The organism is Halomicrobium sp. HM KBTZ05, assembly GCF_041530035.1.
Classification (GTDB): domain Archaea; phylum Halobacteriota; class Halobacteria; order Halobacteriales; family Haloarculaceae; genus Halomicrobium.
Window position 1 is genome coordinate 1 of the sequence record NZ_CP168057.1, and the last position, 19222, is coordinate 19222.

At 66.6% G+C, this 19222-nt stretch carries 20 protein-coding genes; 11 read left to right on the forward strand and 9 right to left on the reverse strand.

Annotated elements, in window-relative coordinates:
- Both ACAH01_RS00005 and ACAH01_RS00010 read left to right on the forward strand, forming a co-directional pair.
- On the forward strand, positions 1 to 1128 hold the full coding sequence (locus tag ACAH01_RS00005) for an ORC1-type DNA replication protein (protein ID WP_208627616.1): 1128 nt from the start codon (positions 1 to 3) through the stop codon (positions 1126 to 1128).
- A gap of 70 nt (positions 1129 to 1198) precedes the next feature.
- A complete protein-coding gene (locus tag ACAH01_RS00010) occupies positions 1199 to 1834 on the forward strand; it encodes a rhomboid family intramembrane serine protease (RefSeq protein ID WP_372479834.1) in 636 nt (211 codons plus the stop codon).
- 133 nt (positions 1835 to 1967) lie between these two features.
- Here ACAH01_RS00010 and ACAH01_RS00015 read toward each other — a convergent pair whose 3' ends face one another.
- Positions 1968 to 2717, reverse strand: coding sequence for a ribonuclease H-like domain-containing protein (locus ACAH01_RS00015; protein WP_372479835.1), 750 nt, complete (start codon positions 2715 to 2717; stop codon positions 1968 to 1970).
- A gap of 197 nt (positions 2718 to 2914) precedes the next feature.
- On the opposite strand from ACAH01_RS00015, the gene larE reads away from it, so the two are divergent.
- Together larE and ACAH01_RS00025 are read left to right on the forward strand one after the other, a co-directional pair.
- The gene (gene larE / locus ACAH01_RS00020; protein ID WP_372479836.1) at positions 2915 to 3787 is read left to right on the forward strand and encodes an ATP-dependent sacrificial sulfur transferase LarE; all 873 of its coding nucleotides are present in this window, start codon (positions 2915 to 2917) and stop codon (positions 3785 to 3787) included.
- Positions 3788 to 3878: 91 nt separating this feature from the next.
- Complete coding sequence (locus ACAH01_RS00025; protein ID WP_170093175.1) at positions 3879 to 4859, forward strand: HAMP domain-containing sensor histidine kinase; 981 nt, start codon at positions 3879 to 3881, stop codon at positions 4857 to 4859.
- Here ACAH01_RS00025 and ACAH01_RS00030 read toward each other — a convergent pair.
- Positions 4856 to 6877, reverse strand: coding sequence for a twin-arginine translocase subunit TatC (locus tag ACAH01_RS00030; protein WP_372479837.1), 2022 nt, complete (start codon positions 6875 to 6877; stop codon positions 4856 to 4858). The genes ACAH01_RS00025 and ACAH01_RS00030 overlap by 4 nt on opposite strands.
- Before the next feature lie 110 nt (positions 6878 to 6987).
- On the opposite strand from ACAH01_RS00030, the gene ACAH01_RS00035 reads away from it, so the two are divergent.
- From ACAH01_RS00035 to ACAH01_RS00050, 4 genes are all read left to right on the forward strand, one after another.
- Positions 6988 to 9150, forward strand: a complete 2163-nt coding sequence (locus ACAH01_RS00035; RefSeq protein ID WP_170093173.1) for a twin-arginine translocase subunit TatC — start codon at positions 6988 to 6990, stop codon at positions 9148 to 9150.
- Positions 9151 to 9330: 180 nt separating this feature from the next.
- A complete protein-coding gene (locus tag ACAH01_RS00040) occupies positions 9331 to 9507 on the forward strand; it encodes a ribbon-helix-helix domain-containing protein (RefSeq protein ID WP_015761970.1) in 177 nt (58 codons plus the stop codon).
- Positions 9507 to 10058, forward strand: coding sequence for a maltose acetyltransferase domain-containing protein (locus ACAH01_RS00045; RefSeq protein ID WP_170093172.1), 552 nt, complete (start codon positions 9507 to 9509; stop codon positions 10056 to 10058). The genes ACAH01_RS00040 and ACAH01_RS00045 overlap by 1 nt, the downstream gene beginning before the upstream one ends.
- Positions 10059 to 10113: 55 nt before the next feature.
- Entirely contained in the window at positions 10114 to 10323 is a 210-nt protein-coding gene (locus tag ACAH01_RS00050) for a hypothetical protein (RefSeq protein WP_153552197.1), read from the forward strand.
- 25 nt (positions 10324 to 10348) lie between these two features.
- Here the strand turns inward: ACAH01_RS00050 and priL are convergent, their stop codons facing one another.
- The 6 genes from priL to ACAH01_RS00080 all read right to left on the reverse strand — a co-directional run bounded on the left by priL (position 10349) and on the right by ACAH01_RS00080 (position 15146).
- Positions 10349 to 11428, reverse strand: a complete 1080-nt coding sequence (gene priL, locus ACAH01_RS00055; protein WP_372479838.1) for a DNA primase regulatory subunit PriL — start codon at positions 11426 to 11428, stop codon at positions 10349 to 10351.
- A 55-nt stretch (positions 11429 to 11483) separates the two neighbouring features.
- The gene (locus tag ACAH01_RS00060) at positions 11484 to 12224 is read right to left on the reverse strand and encodes a beta-ketoacyl-ACP reductase (protein WP_208627608.1); all 741 of its coding nucleotides are present in this window, start codon (positions 12222 to 12224) and stop codon (positions 11484 to 11486) included.
- An 84-nt stretch (positions 12225 to 12308) separates the two neighbouring features.
- The gene (gene phaC, locus ACAH01_RS00065) at positions 12309 to 13700 is read right to left on the reverse strand and encodes a class III poly(R)-hydroxyalkanoic acid synthase subunit PhaC (protein ID WP_372479839.1); all 1392 of its coding nucleotides are present in this window, start codon (positions 13698 to 13700) and stop codon (positions 12309 to 12311) included.
- A gap of 3 nt (positions 13701 to 13703) precedes the next feature.
- Positions 13704 to 14249, reverse strand: a complete 546-nt coding sequence (locus ACAH01_RS00070; RefSeq protein ID WP_170093168.1) for a poly(R)-hydroxyalkanoic acid synthase subunit PhaE — start codon at positions 14247 to 14249, stop codon at positions 13704 to 13706.
- A gap of 39 nt (positions 14250 to 14288) precedes the next feature.
- Positions 14289 to 14840 carry a hypothetical protein gene (locus ACAH01_RS00075; protein ID WP_170093167.1) on the reverse strand — a complete coding sequence of 184 codons (552 nt, stop codon included), beginning with the start codon at positions 14838 to 14840 and terminating at the stop codon, positions 14289 to 14291.
- 3 nt (positions 14841 to 14843) lie between these two features.
- Positions 14844 to 15146, reverse strand: coding sequence for an AbrB/MazE/SpoVT family DNA-binding domain-containing protein (locus tag ACAH01_RS00080; protein ID WP_170093166.1), 303 nt, complete (start codon positions 15144 to 15146; stop codon positions 14844 to 14846).
- 271 nt (positions 15147 to 15417) lie between these two features.
- Here ACAH01_RS00080 and ACAH01_RS00085 point away from each other — a divergent pair, with 271 nt between their 5' ends.
- Positions 15418 to 15975, forward strand: coding sequence for a MaoC family dehydratase (locus ACAH01_RS00085; protein WP_174259131.1), 558 nt, complete (start codon positions 15418 to 15420; stop codon positions 15973 to 15975).
- Between the two features lie 66 nt (positions 15976 to 16041).
- Here the strand turns inward: ACAH01_RS00085 and ACAH01_RS00090 are convergent, their stop codons facing one another.
- The gene (locus ACAH01_RS00090) at positions 16042 to 16893 is read right to left on the reverse strand and encodes an alpha/beta fold hydrolase (RefSeq protein WP_372479840.1); all 852 of its coding nucleotides are present in this window, start codon (positions 16891 to 16893) and stop codon (positions 16042 to 16044) included.
- A gap of 140 nt (positions 16894 to 17033) precedes the next feature.
- On the opposite strand from ACAH01_RS00090, the gene lpdA reads away from it, so the two are divergent.
- Together lpdA and ACAH01_RS00100 are read left to right on the forward strand one after the other, a co-directional pair.
- Positions 17034 to 18452, forward strand: a complete 1419-nt coding sequence (lpdA, locus tag ACAH01_RS00095) for a dihydrolipoyl dehydrogenase (protein ID WP_170093163.1) — start codon at positions 17034 to 17036, stop codon at positions 18450 to 18452.
- A gap of 111 nt (positions 18453 to 18563) precedes the next feature.
- On the forward strand, positions 18564 to 19178 hold the full coding sequence (locus ACAH01_RS00100; RefSeq protein WP_372479841.1) for a hypothetical protein: 615 nt from the start codon (positions 18564 to 18566) through the stop codon (positions 19176 to 19178).
- Positions 19179 to 19222 lie beyond the last annotated feature (44 nt).

Here is a 19222-nt window from a genome sequence, read left to right on the forward strand (position 1 = left end):
ATGAGCGACGACCCGGAGGAGGGGATGCTCTCCTGGGACGAGTCCGTGTTCCGGGACGAACACGTCTTCGAGATCGACTACGTCCCCCAGACGTTCGAACACCGGGAGAGCCAGATGGAGAACCTGAAGTACGCGCTCAGGCCCGCCGTCCGTGGCTCCCGGCCGCTGAACGTCATCGCACGCGGGCCGCCGGGGACGGGCAAGACCACGGCGACCCAGATCCTCTTCGACGAACTGACCGCCCAGACCGACGTGCAGGCGGTGCGGGTCAACTGTCAGGTCGACTCGACGCGCTACGCCGTCTTCTCGCGGCTGTTCGCCGAAATCTTCGACTACGAACCCCCTTCCTCTGGCATCTCCTTCAAGAAGCTGTTCTCCCAGATCACCGACCGCCTCGTCGAGCGCGAGGAGGTGCTGGTGGTGGCGCTCGACGACGTGAACTACCTCTTCTACGAGTCCGAAGCCAGCGACACGCTGTACTCGCTGTTGCGCGCCCACGAGGCCCACTCCGGAGCCAAGATCGGCGTCATCTGTATCTCCTCGGACCTCGATCTGGACGTGATCGACGCGCTCGATACGCGCGTCCAGAGCGTCTTCCGGCCCGAGGAGATCTACTTCAACAGGTACGACGAGCCCGAGATCGTCGGCATCCTGCGAGAGCGGGCCGACCGCGGGTTCCACGACGGCGTCGTCGACACGACGGTGCTCGACCGCGTCGCCGAACTCACCGCCAAGCAGGGTGGGGACCTCCGCGTGGGAATCGACCTGCTGCGTCGGGCGGGGATGAACGCGGAGATGCGAGCCTCCCGCACCGTCGAGCGCGAAGACGTGGAAGCGGCCTACGACAAGTCCAAGTACGTCCACCTCTCGCGACGCCTGCGGGAACTGTCGGACTCCGAGGCCGCACTCGCGGAGGTGATCGCCCAGCACGACGGCCAGCGAGCCGGCGAGATCTACGACGTGTTCAACGACCAGACCGATCTTGGCTACACCCGTTACTCCGAGATCATCAACAAGCTCGATCAGCTGGGCGTCATCGAGGCCAGTTACACGAACGTCGACGGCCGCGGGCGCTCGCGAGAACTCACGCTGCAGTACGACCCCGAGGCCGTCCTCGAACGGCTCTGATACCCCCGGCTGTACGTCGACCCCCAGTCCAGACCGCCATTTTTTGTGCCAACAGTCCGTACGAACTGTAATGCGACGACGACTCCTGGGGAGTCCGACGGTGATGACGCTGGCTGCGTTCCTCGCGGTGTTTCTCTGTCAGGAACTCGTGTCGCTGGTCGCCGGCCGCGTCGCGATGCAGTCGCTGTTCGTGCTGACGACGCCGGTGACTCACAACCCCTGGACGGTCGTGACGAGCGTCTACGCCCACAGCGGCGTCTCGCACCTGATCGCGAACGCGGTCGCGCTGGCGGTCGTCGGAATCTTGCTGGAACGCCAGACGACGCCGGCCCGCTTTCACGCCTTCTTCGTGGTCGCGGGGGCGCTCTCGGGGCTCGCCGAGGTGTGGCTCGCACCGCTGATCGGCGCGGTGCTGGGCGGCGCGGGCCAGGTGAGCGTACTGGGCGGGAGCGGGGCGGTCTTCGCACTGGCGGGGTACCTGCTGACCAGCAACCGACTCACGGATCGCGTCGTCGGGACGATTCAGCTCAGCCCCAGGCTACAACTGGCCGCCTTCGCGGCGATCGCGATCATCGTCACGCTGGCCACGGCCCGGCCACAGGTCGCGCTCGTCGCGCACTTCACCGGTCTGTTGCTGGGGCTGGTGGCCGGCCGCGTCCACGTGTTGCGCCCACGGCAGAAGGGAGCCCAGCCAGAGCCAGCGTGATACTGCCGGCAGTACGAGACGGCTGCGAGTGCGGTACGAGCGGGGGTCGACTGGACCAGTCGACCATCCCCGCAGCTACCGACGGCACTCGATGTGTGTCGGTGGGTTCTGCACTCGAAAGAGAGGGGTGGCGCTACTGGCTGGCCGAGTCGACGAACACTCGCTCGTCGAGGCGGGTCGTCACCCGGTCGGCCAGCGTCCGGAGGTTGACGGCGTCTTCCCGATTGTAGGAGACGAGCGTCTCCAGGGAACCGTCCTCGCCCCGCTCGTGTTCGCGCCACAGACGGACGGCGTCCTCGCCGGAGATGTCCGGACGGTCTCGCTCGATGCCGATGTCCTGCTCGATCTGTTTCAGGCCGCCGCTGAGACCCAGTTGCTTGCAGGTGTACATCAGGTCGAGGTGGGGTCGGTCCAAATCCACGTCGAAGTTGGCTTCGAGGAAGGGCACGTCGAAGCGCTTGCCGTTGAACGTCACCAGCAGGTCGGCGTCGCCGACCGTCGCCCGCAAGCGCTCGGCGGTCAGATCGTCGCCCGCCACGAGCGTCTCGGTGTCGCCGTCCCGGTGGAAACTCACCGTCGTCACCTGATTGCGCTGCTGGTCCAGCCCGGTGGTCTCGATGTCGAAGAAGCAGGCCCGATCGGCGAAGGTCTCGTAGACGCGCCACCGCTCGCCGGAGGGGAACTGCTCGTCGAAGTACGCCACGTCGTCGTCCGCGAGCCGACGGCGGCCTTCGTCGATGAACGTCTCGATCCGGTCGGCCGTCGTCGGCCCGACCGGGTCCGGTTCGAAGGCGTCCCAGTGGGTGATTCCGGCCTCCCACAGAGTGCGTTCGGTCTGCTCGCCGACACCGCGAACCCCGATGAAACTGTTCTCGACGCGCACGCTCCCCTAGGCGGTGTGGTCGCTCATAAATGAGTCGGTCCGGTCGGTCGGCGTCCCGATGACCGAAGCGAGCACTCACCCGCCGCAGTGAAACTCCCACCGAAGCGTCAGCGGTGCTACCCTCGGTCGTGTCAGCGATCGGCCCTGTGAACGGCTAACGCAACGGGCTTTTGCCCGTCCGCACCGAACGACGGTGCATGACTGCCGTCGAGACCAAGCTCGACGCCGCACGGGCCGATCTGGCCGACCGAGAGGGCGTCCTGATCGCCTTCTCGGGTGGCGTCGACTCCAGCGTCGTCGCCGCACTCGCCCACGACGCGCTGGGCGACGACGCCGTCGCCTGTACCGCAAAGAGCGAGACGCTTCCCGAAGCCGAACTGGTCGACGCCAACCGCGTCGCCGACGAGATCGGGATTCGCCACGAGATCGTCGAGTTCAGCGAACTCGACAGCGAGGCGTTCGTCGCCAACGACGACGAACGGTGCTATCACTGCCGTTCGATGCGCCTCTCGGCGATGTACGACGAGGCCCGCCGGCTCGACATCGACGTGGTCTGTGACGGCACCAACGCCTCGGACCCCGGCGAGGGACACCGTCCCGGCCTCCGGGCCGTCGAGGAGCTGAACGCCTACTCGCCGCTGCTGGAACACGACATCACCAAAGAGGAGGTCCGCGAGATCGCTCGCGAGTACGACCTGTCCGTGGCCGACAAGCCCTCGATGGCCTGTCTCTCCTCCCGGATCCCGACGGGGATGGAAGTGACCGAGGACCGACTCTCTCGCGTCGAGAAGGCCGAACAGCTCCTGCGGACCTGGGGCTTCGAGCAGTTCCGCGTGCGCGACCACGACGGGCTCGCCCGCATCGAGGTCGGCGACGACGAACTCGACGTGGCACTGGATCCCGACTTCGTCCGGGCCGCCCGCGACCACGTCGCGGATCTGGGCTTCGACCACGTGACGCTGGATCTCCACGGCTACCAGACCGGGAGCGTGAGCCCCGACGACGAGTCCGAGGACGACGACGCCGTCGTCGAAGACGTGTTCTCGACGGAGTACCCGACCGGGGAGTGAGACGGGCTCGCCGAGCGGTTTAGATTTCCTACAAGAGAAATGCGAGATTAAACCGCCAATCATTTAGCACCGGCGTCACCTCGGACAGGATATGCCCCCGGTCGTCTACGTCGGTCCACAGGAGCGAGGCCTCGCCTTCGAGCGTGCCGTCACCGGGTCGGTGCTCGCAGTGGAGACGCCCGACGAGCGCGTCCTCGACGATCCCCGCACGTCCTTCGTGGTCGTCGATGCCGTCGGCGAGGTGGACGCGACACGCCTGGCAGATGCCCCCGTGACGGTGCTGGCCGCCGAGACCAGCGACCTCCCGGACGGCGTCGTCGACGAGCGCGTCGCCGTCGACGGAGATCCCACGGCGGCGCTTGCCGACCACGTCGATACGCTCGCCGACGGGAGTCTCGAAACGGTCGACGAGCAGGGAGAACTGCGACGCCAGAGCGAGCGACTGGACACGCTCACCAGCAGCATCTCACACGACCTCCAGACGCCGATCCAGCTCGCGATCACGCAGCTCGAACTGTACAGAGAGACCGGCGACGAGACCCACCTCGATCGGCTCGCAGACGCTCACGAGCGGATGCAACGCCTGATCGACGATCTCCTGACCCTGGCGCGACAGGGCGACACCGTCGACGAGCCCCAGCGGGTGTCGCTGGCGTCGGTGTGTGAAGACGCCTGGCGCGGCATCGACACCGGCGGAGCGCGACTTCGGGTCCGTGCCGATGCGACGCTCACTACCACGCCCGGACGGCTCGACCGGCTGCTCTCGAATCTCTTCGTCAACGCCGTCGACCACGCCACAGACGACGTGACCGTCACGGTCGGGCTCCTCCCCGACGGCGACGGCTTCTACGTCGCCGACGACGGCGACGGAATCGGCCCGGCCGACCGCGACCGGATCTTCGAGCGGGGGTACACGACGAGCGACGAGGGGACCGGCTTCGGGCTGGCGATCGTCGCCGAGATCGTCGACGCACACGGCTGGTCGATCGCGGTCACGGACCAGCAGTCGGCGGGAGAACCGTCAGGAACACGGTTCGAAGTGTCCGGAATCTCGTCGCTCGAAGACGCCTAGGCCTCTTCTGTCGTCGGCGTCTCGGCGGCGTCGTCGCCCTCACGCCAGCGGAGCACGGCGACGAACAGTTCGTACAGGACCACCAGGCCGACACCGACCAGCGCCGCCCGCATCGGCGAGAGAGCCAGATCGCGAGCAGCGGTGACGAGCGTCGGCGTCGGGCTCCCGAAGTAGCCGACGACGACCGCACCGAGCCAGACGGGAATCCGGGCGTCTTCGACCGCGAGCCGTGCCTTGAGCGCCCGCCGCGAGCGGCCGTAACGCCGGAGCAGGAAGGCTCCGATCTCGAACAGCGCGATCAGCGCACCCGCGATGATCGCCGGTGTCGCGATCGGTCCACCCGCACTCGCGAGTTGGTCGATCACGATCTGGGGCAGCGCGTCGTAGTAGCCCGGCGGGATCGGGCCGCTGCTGGCGACGTAGCCGCCGAGCGCCGCAGCGAGGTAGGCGACCGGTCGGCGGTCGGCCGCCTCCTCGGCCGTCGGAACCGGCGAACCGGTGCCGGTCCAGCGAAGCAGCGCCAGCGTCCCCTCGAACAGGAAGATCATCGTCACCGCGACGATCAGCGGTGCCATCCCGGTCGGGTCCGGGCTAAAGAGGAAGGCGACGGCAGCGAAGCCACCCCAGAAGTACAGCCGCCGGTCTTCGAGCCACTGGCGGGTCGTCACGCCCATCATGATCGCCAGCATCACCAGCAGCGGAATCTGGAAGACGAGCGCGAAGAAGCCGAGCATCAGGACGATGAGGTTGAACGTCTCGGTCAGACCGAAGGCCGTCGTCGCCGCCTGCTCGCTGTACTCCGTGAAGTAGGCGAACAGCGAGGGGAGGACGGCGAAGTACGCGAAGCTGACCCCGACGGCCGCCAGCACGAGGCTCGTAGGGACGGCCGCGAGGTAGTAGCGTCGCTCGCGAGGGTAGAGGCCGGGGCGCATGAACCGATAGGTCTGGTAGACGCCGACCGGCAGTGCGATGATCAGCCCGACCAGCGTCGACACCTTCAGACGCGCAAGCACCAGCGAGAGCGGGTGGTAGACGCGAGGCTTGACGCCACAGTCCGGGCCGGGACAGAGCGCCGGGTCGCCCAGGAACGAGTACCACAGGAAGTTGATCAGGTCGTTGGCGTAGAACACGACGATCCCGGCGACGCCGAACATGACGAGTCCGACCGCCAGGAACCGCAGCGCCATCTCCTCGACGTGTTCGGTCAGGGGCATCTCCTCGTCGTCGGGAGCCGTCGACGGCCCGACATCGTCCGGCGGGGACGGCGGTTCGCGATCGCGCGTCGGCCGCGCCGTCGCACTGGCCGCGGTGCCACCGCCTTTCGGCGACGGGCCTGGCGCGTGGACCTGCTTTGGCTCCTCCGAGTCGTCGCTGTCACCGTCGTCGCTGTCCGACGCCGTGTCGGCGTCACCGTCCTCGGAATCGTCGGTGTCCGACGAGTGGCCGGTGTCGTCGGCCCGGCGAGCGTCGCCGCGTGCCTGCGTCTGATCTCGGCGGGCGGCCGGCGGCAGCTCCTCGTCGTCGTCGGACTCGTCGTCGCCGGACTCGTCGACGTCGTTCGCGGGGTCGTGGTCTTTCCACCACTCCTGTGGATCGTCGTCCGAGTCGGGGGCTCCGTCTTCGTCTTCCTCCGAGTCGGGGGCTCCGTCTTCGTCTTCCTCCGAGTCGGGGGCTCCGTCTTCGTCTTCCTCCGAGTCGGGGGCTCCGTCTTCGTCTTCCTCCGAGTCGGGGGCTCCGTCTTCGTCTTCCTCCGAGTCGGGGGCTCCGTCTTCGTCTTCCTCCGAGTCGGGGGCTCCGTCTTCGTCTTCCGTGTCGGCTGACGAGTCCGAGTCCGCTCTCTCGCGGTCGTCGTCTGCCGGGTCGTCCGCCGAGTCCTCCGTCGCGTCGGACGCGTCGTCGGCTTTCGCGTCGACGGCGGTCGACGAGGGTACCTGCTGCTCGTCGGCCGGCGACTCCTCCGAGTGGGAGTCGGCCGGCTCCTCGCTGGCTCGCTCGTCGTCGCCGTCGCGGTCGCCCATCTGTGGCCCCCTTGGCTGCTCGTTGTTGTAAACTTTCTTTTCGCAGTCCCGACCGGAGCGTTCGCGCGATGAACAAATTGATAACGCAGAGTCGGCAAGTCTCCGACCAGATGTCTACGGGGCTCGACGAAGACACGATGCGGTCTGTCCAGAGCGGCCGCGAGACGATGGGCTCGATGCTCAGAGCCGCGCAAAAACACCTCCAGAAGGTGTTCATCGTCTGGGTCGTCGGCCTCGTCGGAACGATCTACGCGCTCCAGGAGTTCCTGTGGGATCGCTTGAAGGCGGACATGATCGAACGGACCGCCGAAGAGGCCGACATCGTCGCCGTCACGCCCTTCGACGTGATCCTCTTGCAGGTGAAAATCGGGGCGGTCATCGGTATCCTCCTCGCGCTCCCCTTCCTGATCTACTACAGCCGCGACGCGTTGCGCGAGCGGGATCTGTGGCCCGCCGACAGGGTGCCACTGTGGAAGCTCTGGAGTCTGCTGTTGATCGCTATCGGCCTGTTCGCCGGCGGGATCCTCTACTCGTACAACCTCTTTTTCCCGCTGATGTTCGACTTCCTGGCGGAAAACGCCGACGCCGCCGGCTTCCGGCCGGACTACTCGATCACCAAGTGGGTCGGCTTCGTCGCCTTGCTCGGCTTCTCGTTCGGGCTGGCGGCGCAGCTCCCGCTGTTTATGAGCGCGCTGAGCTACACCGGCATCGTCCCCTACGAGACGTTCCGTGACCGCTGGCGAGTCGCGGTGGTCCTGATCTTCGGGTTCGGTGCGCTGTTTTCGCCGCCGGACCCGTTCACGCAGGTGATGTGGGCGCTGCCACTCGTCGGGCTGTACGTCGTCAGCCTCGGTATCTCGAAGATACTGGTGTTGACCAAGCGGGCCGGCGAGGAGGTCGGTGCTGCCACCGTCGCGCGCACGCGCTGGAACAAGCTCGCGGCCGGAGCGGTCGTGGCCGGCGGCGCGGTGTACTACCTGCTCGCGACGCCCGCGTTCCAGTACATCCAGGCGTTCGCGGCGTGGTTCCCCTCCGACCGGCTCACCGGCGACATCGCTCGCCCGGACCTGCTCGGACTGGGAACGGAGACGACCGCGATCGCCATCGCCGCCGTGTTCGGCGTCGTGGCCGCGATCGTCGTCCTGTACTACTACATGATCCAGGCCCTCGACGTGGCGGCCGCCGAGGCGGGCAACTACGGCGATCCGACGGCCATCGACATCGAACCGCTGAGCGCCGGTGCCGTCCGGAGCGCGCCGGTCCAGCGGTTCCAGGAGATGGAAGAGCAGGAAGCGCTCGAACTGGCCCAGTCGGCGATGGACGACGGGAATCCGGACAAAGCCGAGGCGATTCTGGGCCGCTGGGACTTCGCTCAGGACACGATGGCGGGCACGGGTGAGGCAGCCGACGACGAGGACGAGGAGGACGCCGACGTGGTCACCTCGACGACGGCCGGTGTGATGAACGCCTTCACCGAAGAGGAGACCACCGAGGACGACATCGGCGGCTACTACCACGACATCGCCTTCATCCTCGACTCGCTGACTTCGAAGGCGATCTGGTTCGTCGGCACGTTCATGGCGATCTCCGGGGCCGCCTTCGTCTTCCTGTACTCCGGTGGCATCGGAGACATCCGGAACACGTTCGTCAGCAACCTCCCGCCGTCGATGCGGGCCGACGTGACGTTCGTCAACCTCCACCCGGTCGAGCACCTGATCTTCATCGTGAAGTTCTCCGCGATCCTGGGCGCGGTGGCGGTACTGCCACTGATCGTCTACTTCGCCTGGCCGGCGCTGAAAGAACGGGGCTTCGTCGGCGGCCAGCGGGGCGTGCTCGGGATCTGGAGCGGGACCGTCATCGCGTCGATGATCGGCGGGAGCCTCGTCGGGTTCACCTACGTCGCGCCGACGGTGATCTCCTGGCTGGCCTTCGACGTGCTCCAGTCGGGGATGATCATCTCGTATCGCGTCGCCAAGTTCGGCTGGCTCGTGCTCGCGCTGACGGTCGGGATCGGACTGCTGTTCGAGATCCCGGTGACGATGTTGCTGTTCCACCGCGGGAACATCATCACCTTCCAGTCGGTCCAGGACCGCTGGCGGACCGTCACGCTCGGGGTGTTCGTCGCCGGAGCCCTGTTCTCGCCGAAGGGCATCTTCACGATGTTCCTCGTCTCGATCCCGGTGACGATCGCCTTCCTCGTCGGTCTCGGGGTGCTGTGGCTCTACACCCTCGGTGGCAGACGGGCACCCGAGGGTGCCGAGCCGGCGGACTGATACTGCCGGCTGTCACTTCGCGAAGAGCTTCGCCACTCTGGGTGTCGAAATCGTTCACAGATGTACAGTCGGTAGTATGAGACCGACGACAGGAAACGCGTCGGCGAACACGTCACCCGACGCCGCAGCGAGCCGGGCCGGAAACCTGTTTTTATGTGCGGCGGCGTCCCTACCCTAGCTATGCCCAAGATCAGCGTGGAAGTGCCCGCGGAGCTACTGGACGATCTGGACAAGCACGTCGGCGACGAGGGGAAGTTCGTCAACCGCAGCGAGGCGATCCGAGCGTCCGTTCGCAAGACGCTGGACATCCTAGACGAGATCGACGAGCGAGAGGGGCGACTGGACGACGAGTACTGATGACGTCGGAGCTAGAGAAGATGCTCGCCGGAGAGGCCTACGACCCCAGCGATCCCGAGCTGGTGGCCGGCCGAAACCGGGCCAGCGAACTGACGCGGGCGTACAACGAGACGCCGCCCGACGCCGGGAAGCGCCGCCAGGAACTGCTCGATGAGCTGTTCGGGACGGTCGGCGAGGCGACGGTCGAACCCCCCATCCGGTGTGACTACGGCTTCAACGTCCACGTCGACGACGGCTTCTACGCGAACTTCGACTGCGTCTTGCTGGACGTGTGTGAGATCACGTTCGGCGAGCACTGTCTGCTCGGACCCGCAGTCCACGTGTACACGGCGACGCACCCGCTCGACGCCGCGGAGCGCGCCGACGGACTGGAGATGGGAGAGCCCGTGACCGTCGGCGATCACGTCTGGATCGGCGGCCAGGCCGTCCTGACGCCGGGGGTAACTGTCGGGGACCGTGCGGTCGTGGCCGCCGGAGCCGTCGTCACCGACGACGTGCCGTCGGACGTGGTCGTGGCCGGCAATCCGGCGACGGTCGTCAAAGAACTGTGAGCCGGGCGGCGCGGGCTTCGAAGCGCTTTTGCCGGCCCCGGGGATACGGACGAGCATGTCCCTCGATCGGGAGACGGTCACGCAGATCGCGCTGTCGGCCGTCGCCGTCTTGCTGTTCATCGCCGGTACGGTCGTCGTGAGTACGAACTACGGAGCGAACGGCGACCTCACGCAGGAGGGTGGCATCGCACTCGTGGCAGCCATCGCGGCGTTCGTCGTCGTCATGCTTGCGGCCGGTCTCTTCCTGGAGCGCCGGGAGTTCTGAACGCCGATCGCCGTCGGCCGCGCCGTCAGGCCTCGCTTTCCTCGCCGTTCTCGCGCCAGTCTTCGATCTCCTCGTCGTCGGTCTCGTCGAGTCGGTGTTCGTAGTAGTTCAGCGGATGTGACTCGTTGATTTCGTCCTCGCAGATGTCGTCTTTCCCCTTGCAGTCGCCGTAGGACTGCATCGTCGCACACGAGGGCGTCGAGTACTCCGTGGGACTCGTGTCACCCCGGATGTGGTCGACCTGGTAGCGGGTGGCCTCCTCGCCGAACCCCGGATTGACCTGGAACAGTTCGACGATCTCGTCGGTCGTCATCCCGATCGAGGTCAGGAAGGCCGCCAGCGCGAACCGCGAGTGGTGCTCCAGGTGCTCGCCCTTCTGAACCGCGTCGAGGAGATGCTGCATGCAGGGCGGGAACAGGTCCGGAACGACCGTGTCGATCTCGCGGGTCAGATCCATCTCCGACAGCGTCGTCTGGATAGACTCGACTTCCGCGTCGAGTTCGTCCGCGATGGCGTCCGGCACGTCGAAGGGCAGGCCGTCGTCGATCCGGTGGCGAATCGCCTGCTTGAGCAGCGTGTGAAGTTCCCCGGTCGTCACCGGCACCTCGCCGTCGGTCAGCGCGCGGTTGACCAGTCGCCACTCGTCGCCCCACTGATCGGCCGCCAGTTCGAGGTACGTCCCCACGTCGATCCGGTAGCCGTCCGCGGTCTCGTGGACGGCGGCGGTGAGGTCGAACTCCGCGAGCAGGGCCTGCAGAGACAGCGACTCGGTGTCGCCGTAGCTGAACGACTCCCCGGCGGTGAACTCGTCGACGAACCGCTCGCGTGCGGCCTCGGCCTCGGCCTGTGCGTACTTGCGCGTACAGACCGGCGTGTCCACGAGCGAGACGAGCACCCGCGCGACCGGGTACGACAGCAGTTCCACGCGCGTGCGCCGGTGGGGGTCCCCGACGCTCCCATCGGTGATCGCCCACTCGACGCGCTCGCGGGCGCGCTCGACGACGACCTCGTCGGTGGCGACGACCTCGCCCAGATCGACCGCCGCTTCCTCGACCGCGTCGCGGGCCGACTGCAAGAACGGGTAGCGCGCGTGGAGCGGTTGCATCGCCCGTCCCTATCACGCGGGGGCGAATAAATTCGGTGGTCACACCGTCGGCCCGCTACCAGTCCATCCCGCCGTTGACGCCGATGACCTGCCCGGTCATGTAGCGCGACTCGGGGCTGGCGAGGAAGCGAACGACGGGGGCGATGTCCTCGATCGTGGCGAACCGGTCCAGGGGAATCCGCTGGAGGATCCGCTCCTGGACGCGCTGGGGGACCTCGTCGAGCATGTCCGTCGCGACGAACCCCGGCGCGACGCAGTTGGCCGTCGACCCGGTGGCTGCCATCTCCAGGGCCAGCGTCCGGGTGAACCCGAACAGGCCGGACTTTGCGGCCGCGTAGTTGGCCTGCCCGTAGTTGCCCTGCTGGCCGACGACCGAGGAGACGTTGATCAGGCGGCCGTCCTCGGCCTCGCGGATGTCGTCGTAGAAGCAGTGGCTGACGTTGAACACGCCGCCGAGGTTCACGTCGATGACGGCCTCCCAGTCCTCGCGGGTCATCTCCCCGAAGGTCCGGTCGACCGTGATCCCGGCGTTGTTGACGACCACGTCGACCGGGCCGACGGCGTCGTGGATCGTCGTGCGCATCCGTTCGACGGCGTCGTACGCCGACACGTCGCCCTGGACGGCCACCGCCTCGCCGCCAGCGGCCTCGATCTCGTCGACGACCGCCTCGGCGGCCTGTTCGGAGGAACGGTAGTTGACGACCACGGTCGCTCCGTGGGCCGCCACGTCCGTGGCGATCCCGCGTCCGATCCCGCGAGAGGAGCCGGTCACCAGACAGGTCTGTCCGTCGAGCATATCAGCCAGTTCACACCCAGTCGTGAAAAGCGGTCCGCCGGACCGTGCCGACGAAGGAAAGATGGTTTCGAGCGACGCGTCCGGCTACAGCTGGTCGAGCCAGTCCTGGACCCGAGACTCCGTCGTTTCGGCGATCTCGGCCAGCTCGGCCGCGTCGTGCGTTGCGAGGTCGTCGACGGTCTCGATGCCGGCCTCGCGCAGGCGGTCGGCGTAGGTCGGACCGATGCCGTCGACAGACGCCACGTCGGGAGCGTCCTCGCTCTCATCGGCCGCCGCCTCGTCGTCGCTCTCGGTGGCGTCGTCTGCCGGCGACTCCACGTCGATCGGGACGGCCTCTTCGCTCTCGTCGGCCGCCGCTTCGGCCTGTCGGTTGCGTTCCTTGTACCAGTCACACACGTCGGGCCAGAGGTTCTCGTGGGTGCTCGACGAGACCGAGAGGCCGATGTGGCCCGTCGAGAACTCCATCGTGGTCACGTCCTCAGAGCCGACGACCTCGTTGAACGGCTTGGAGGCCTCCGGCGGGATGAGGTGGTCGTACTCGCCCATCAACTGGAGCATCGGCATGTCGATGTCCGCGAGGTCGATCTGTTCGCCGCCGATCTCCAGTCGGTTGTTGTAGAGGTCGTTGTCCTGATAGATCTTCTCCAGGAACTCGACGTAGGCCTCGCCGGCCACGTCGACGCCGTCGGAGAGCCACTGCTCCATCCGACCGAAGTTCCGGACGAACCCCTCGTTCTCGATGTTCTCGGCCAGGCGGATGTACTTCGAGACGTAGTTGTCGACCGGGTCCATCAGGGCAAAGCCCACGTCGAGCATCTCGGAGGGGACGTTGCCGAACGTCTCGGTCACGTCCTCGGGGTCGTAGTACTCGTCGGAGCCCCACTCTTCGAGGACGCCGCCAGTGTGGTCGAAACAGAGCCCGGCGGCCATCAGCCCCAGCGCGTTGACCTTCTCGGGGTTCAGCGCCGTGTAGATGACCGACATCGTCCCGCCCATACAGTACCCCAGGATGTTGATGGCGTCCTGGCCCGAGCGCTCACAGACCTCGTCGACGCAGTTCTCGATGTAACGGTTGACGTAGTCGTCGAGCGTGAGGTGCTGGTCGAGCCGGGAGGGCTCGTTCCAGTCGATGAGGTACACGTCGTGGCCCGCCTCCAGCAGGCGGCGCACGACGGAGCGTTCCTTCTGGAGGTCGAGGATGTACGGGCGGTTGATCAGCGCGTAGATGATGAGGATCGGAATCTCTTCTTTGTCCTCCTCGGGAACGTCGATCCCGGCGGCCTCGGCGTCGTAGTGGAGCAGTTGGAGTTTGTTCTCCTCGTAGACCACGTCGCTTGGCGTCTCGCCGACCTCGACGGACTGCATCGTCTCGATGCGTTCGGGCGCGACGCTGGCCTGGTCGGTGGCCTCCGTCATCGCCTCCAGGGACTGGCGCTGCCAGTCGAGTGCTGCCGTGAAGGGATTTGCGGGCGTCATGTGTTATTCCTCGAGGTGGTCGAGGATCTGATCGAGTTTCTGTTCGACCTCGTGCTGGCGACGCTCCAGCTCGACGAGCCGTTCGCCGACTTCTTCGACGTCCTCACGCGTCGAGAAGCCCATCTGGGCGATCGAGTCCTGCCCGATGTCGTCGGCCTGCTGGCGCATCTCCATCATGGTCTCGACGAGCTGGCCGTTGGCGGCGGCGAAGGCGGAGGTACCCATCACGTGCTTGAACGCCTCGTTTGCCGACTGGAGCCAGATGTCGCGAAACTCCGTCGGGTCCACGTCTTCGCCCTGGGCGGCGTCGCCGGTGCGTTCGAGCATCTTCTCGGCGGCGTTCATCCACTCCTCGTAGGCCTGGTTGTACCCCTGGATGCCCTCGGTGACGTTTTCCTCCTCGGGGATCGAGTCTTCGACCGCGTCGGCCCACGACTCGACGAAGGCGGCCTGTGCCTTCATGTTCTGTTCGACCGACTCGGAGACGGCCTCGTTCATCTGTTCGACCATCTCCGTCCACTCGTCTTGCATCTGGTTCGTATCACTCATGGTAAGTTGTTAGTATTCAGAACGAAAAGGTGCGGCGATTTACGCCTCGACGGCGTCGGCGGCCTGTTCCTGGACTTCGCGGACCTGCTCTTGGACCTCTTCGACCTGGTCCTGGAGGTCTTCGAGCTGGTCGCCCCACTGCTCGACGGCCTCGACGGACTGGTCTTCGAGGTCCTCGTGGGCCTCGACGAGCAGGTCGATCTGCTCGTCCAGCGCGGCGACGACGTCGCCGGTCATCTCGTCGTAGGTCTCCGCGCCTTCGTGGAACTCCGCCTCGACGTTCTCGAAGAGTTCGGCGTGGTTCTCCAGCAGGAACTCGTACTGCTCGTCGACGGTCGTTCGGATCTCCTCGACGGTGGGTGCGACGCCGGGGACCGTCGACTCGATGGTGTCGAGGTAGTTGTGGACGGCCGTCTGTGCGAGTTCGACGCCGCGTCGCTGTGCCGACTCCTGGCTGTCGAGGCTGCCGAGCATGGCCTCGTTCATGTTCTTCTGGAACTCGATGCTCTGTTTGAGCGCCTTCTGGCTCTGCTCGATCGTCGCGCGCTGCATCTCGAACGCCGTGGTGACTGGGGTTGTGTACTGGCTCATGGGTTACTCCGTGCGGTTCCGCTTGACCGGGAGAACGACTGTCTGGACGATGTCGCCTTCCTCGATGTCGAGGGCCTCTCGCTCGGCGTCGGGAATGGAGATGCGTCCGCCGCTCTGGACGCGGGTCTTGAACGTCGCCATCTGGCTCATCGCGCCGAGTTGGTTCATGTCGAAGCCGGGCATGCTGCTGCCGGCAGACAGCATCTGCTGGAGCATCTCCTGCTGGGATTCGATCGCCTGCTCGCTCGCTTCCTGCATCCCCTTGAACATCGGGGGCCACATCGTGACATCGTTCTCGTCGGTCATCGGGTACTACACTCTATTCCTTTCAACGACATAAAGCTTCCGCTCATCACCATCTGTTACCATCAGATGTCATCGGTTGGCAGCCGATCTGGCAGCGAGACGGGAATTCGTGGGCGGAAATGCGCCGTTGTCGGGCAGTAGGAGGCGTCTGAACGACGAACAGCGGCTACCACCACCCTTTAATATCGGTGGAACCAATGCTTTTCCAGCAATGAGTTCTGAATCTCACGACAACCCGCTGCTGGACACGTGGACAGAAACGTCCTCACACATGTTCAACAGCGTGGTGGCGGCCAATCGGGCAGCGTTCGCGGCGTTTGGCGTCCGACCGGACGACGACGGGGACGGCAAGCCACTCCCGGCAGAACGCATCGAGGCCGACGAGGACCTCCCCGAGTGGCACGTCGAACTGAGCGCCGACAACCCCGACCGGCTCGGAGTCGGTGATCGCGTCGAGTTCACGAAACGGATCTCCGACAACGACGTCAAGCAGTTCGCCGCCGCCAGCGGCGACACGAACCCCCTCCACCTCGACGACGACTTCGCCGAGCAGACCCGGTTCCGCGGCCGGATCGCGCACGGCACGCTCGTCGGCGGACTCATCAGCGCCGCCCTCGCGCGGCTGCCGGGGCTGACGATCTATCTCTCGCAGGATCTGGAGTTTCACAACCCGGTCCGCATCGACGACCGCCTGACGGCCGAAATCGAGATCGTCGAGGATCTGGGCGACGACCAGTACCGCCTGACGACCCGCGTCGTCGACGACGGCGACGTGGTCATCGACGGCGAGGCCGTCGTCCTCATCGACGAGATGCCCGACGAAAGCTAGAGTAGCAATTGAAAGTCAATGCACACCCGATCGCACGACAGCAGTGCGATCGGTGTGTAAATCGTTTCAATTGTTACTATTGAGAAACGACGTTACCGCCCGATTGAACCGCTCGGGTCGTTCCCTGTGGGGCCAGTGCCCACACCCCTTCGCCGCCAGGAACTGCCCGTCTGGCAACAGCTCACTCGCTCGTTCCGACCACGACACCGGGAGCAGCGGGTCCTCCGAGCCGTGGACGAGCAGCGTCGGAACGTCGAGCTCCGAGAGCCGTGCCGTGTAGTCGGTACGGAGGCCGTCGGCCTGGAACTCGTGGCGCTGCCAGCTCCGGAGCGTCCGCATGGTCGCCGGTGAGATTGTCTCGTACACGTCGTCGACCAGTTCGTCCGGCAGCGTCGCCCCGGACATCGTCTGGAGACTGGTCCGGACCGCCGCGCGCGAGCCCATGCTCCCCCAGAGCAGGCTGTCCGCGAACGGGACCCGGAGGGCGAGACTGGCACCGGTCCGCCAGTAGGCGTCGGCACCGAGGCCGTAGCTGTCGACGAGCACCAGCCGCACCGGACGACCGCCGTCGAGCGCGTGGCCGAGCGCGACCGCACCGCCCATCGACACACCGACGACGCTCGCGCCGGAGATGGCGAGTTCGTCGACGAACGCCGACAGCGTGTCTACGTAGTAGTCCGTCGTATACGTTCGGCGGGGTTTCTCGCTCTCGCCGTGGCCCGGGAAATCGAGCGCGTAGACGGTGTACTCCTCGGCCAGTGCGGGGAGTGCGTACTTGCCGGACACCGCCGCCGCGTCGAGGCCGATCCCGTGCAAGAAGAGCAGTGGCGGTCCGTCACCGGCAGTGAGATATCGGACGGTGACGTCGCCGCCGTCGACCGACAGCGTCGTAGCGTTCGACTCGATCGACTCGTTCATCGCCTCGAAGTCGGGGTCTGAGAGACATGAGCCTTCGGACTGCTGACAGGGCGGCAGCGACGGGCGTCGACGCCAGCGGTGTCGGGCGAGGGCTGGCCGGGGACAGTCGTCTTTTTCAGGCGGCCGTGCGAGGCGTCGGTATGGTCGTCGGAGACGTAACGACAGGAACGGAACTGCTGGTCGTCGGCGGCGGGCCGGGCGGGTACGTGGCCGCCATCCGGGCCGCTCAGCTCGGCGTCGACACCACACTCGTCGAGCGAGACGCCTACGGTGGGACCTGCCTCAACCACGGCTGTATCCCCTCGAAGGCGCTGATCTCGGGGGCAGACGTGGCCCACCGGGCCGGCCAGGCCGAGGAGATGGGCGTCTACGCTGACCCCGCTGTCGACCTGGCCGGGATGGTCGAGTGGAAAGACGGCGTCGTCACCCGGCTGACGCGGGGCGTCGAGTCGCTGGCGAAGTCGGCCGGCGTCGAGCTGATCGAGGGCGAGGCGACCTTCACTGGCGAACACACCGCCCGGATCGCCCACGGCGGCGACGGGCAGGGGTCGGAGTCCGTCGAGTTCGAGTACGCGGTCGTCGCCACGGGGAGCCGCCCGATCCAGGTCCCCGGCTTCGAGTTCGACGCCGAACCGATCCTCTCCTCGAAGGAGGCACTCGCACTGGAGTCGCTGCCCGAGCGGCTGCTGGTCGTCGGCGCAGGCTACATCGGTATGGAGCTGTCGACGGTGTTCCAGAAGCTCGGCAGCGAGGTGACCGTCGTCGAGATGCTGGACGAGGCGCTGCCGGGCTTCGAGGACGACATCGCCACGCTGGTCCGGGAACGGGCCGAGGAGATCGGCGTCGACTTCTACTTCGGCGAGGCGGCCGACAGCTGGGAGCAGGCGGGCGAGGAGATCGTCGTCCACACGGAAGACGAAGACGGCGATCTGACGCGGTTCGACGCCGAGAAGGCACTCGTCGCGGTCGGTCGCCAGTCGGTCACGGACGGGCTGGGACTGGACGAGCTGGGCATCGAACCCGACGAGGACGGGTTTCTGGCGACGGACGAGCAGGCCCGGACCGACGCCGAGCACGTCTTCGCCGTCGGCGACGTGGCCGGCGAGCCGATGCTGGCCCACAAGGCGATGGCCGAGGGCGAGGTCGCCGCGGAGGTCGCCGCGGGCGAGCCAGCCGCACTGGACCACCAGGCGGTCCCGGCCGCGGTCTTTACCGAACCGGAGATCGGGACCGTCGGCATGACCGAAGCGGAAGCCGCCGACGCCGGGTTCGACCCCGTCGTCGGCCAGATGCCGATGCGGGCTAACGGTCGCGCGCTGACGATCGACGAGAAAGAGGGGTTCGCCCGGATCGTCGCCGACGACGAGACCGGCTTCGTCCTGGGCGCACAGATCGTCGGCCCGGAGGCCTCCGAGTCCATCGCCGAGGTCGGCCTGGCAATCGAGATGGGCGCGACGCTCGAAGACATCGCCGGCACGATCCACACCCACCCGACGCTCTCGGAGGCCGTCCACGAGGCCGCGCTGGCGGCCCGCGGCGAAGCCATCCACACGCGGTGACGAAGCCACTTGAACTGGCCTGTACCTGTATTCTTTCGGCAACAACCGGCGAATATTGAAGGGAAAGCGTTAAGGCTGAGATTAAGAAAGGCATGCCTAACGAGACGACAGATGTCACCGGAACAACAGCGCAGCGACGGAATCACCGACGCCGTCCTCTCGGATTCGGCCTACGAGCGGGTGCGCGTCCTGCGGGACTCCCTTTTCACACAGCCGATCCCCTGGAAGCTGCGCGTCCAGGGACTCCTGCTCGCGGTGCTTGCCGCGACGGTGCCGCTCTACTGGCTCTATCCCGACAGCGTCGCCGGCTATCTGACGACGACCGACCCGATGACCGCGACGCCGAGGGTCGCGCTGCTCGGCGCGTTCGGCGGGACGATGGTGCTTTTCTCTGCCGCCTTGCTCTTCGGGGCGGCGCTGTACCGCGTCGAGCACGCGCCCCTGACCGAACAGCAGGCCTACCAGGTCCTCACCCTCGAGGACTTCGCCGGTGGAGTCAGCCTCGCGATGGGCGGGTTCGCGATCGCGATCACGACCGGCTCGATCGCCATGGGGCTGTTCGGCGGCGACGCCGTCGGGTCGTACGTGGCGACCATGGGACAGAATCCCCTCGCGGGCTCGGTGTACGGGCTGTCGCTTGGCTCCGTCGGCATCGGGGCGCTGTCTGCCAGCGCCGTCGTCCTCGTGGCACACTGGTACGTCGACCGTCGCTTCCGCCGACTGTAGCCACGCGACCACGATTCTTTTCACGTCGAGCGCTGTACCGGCTG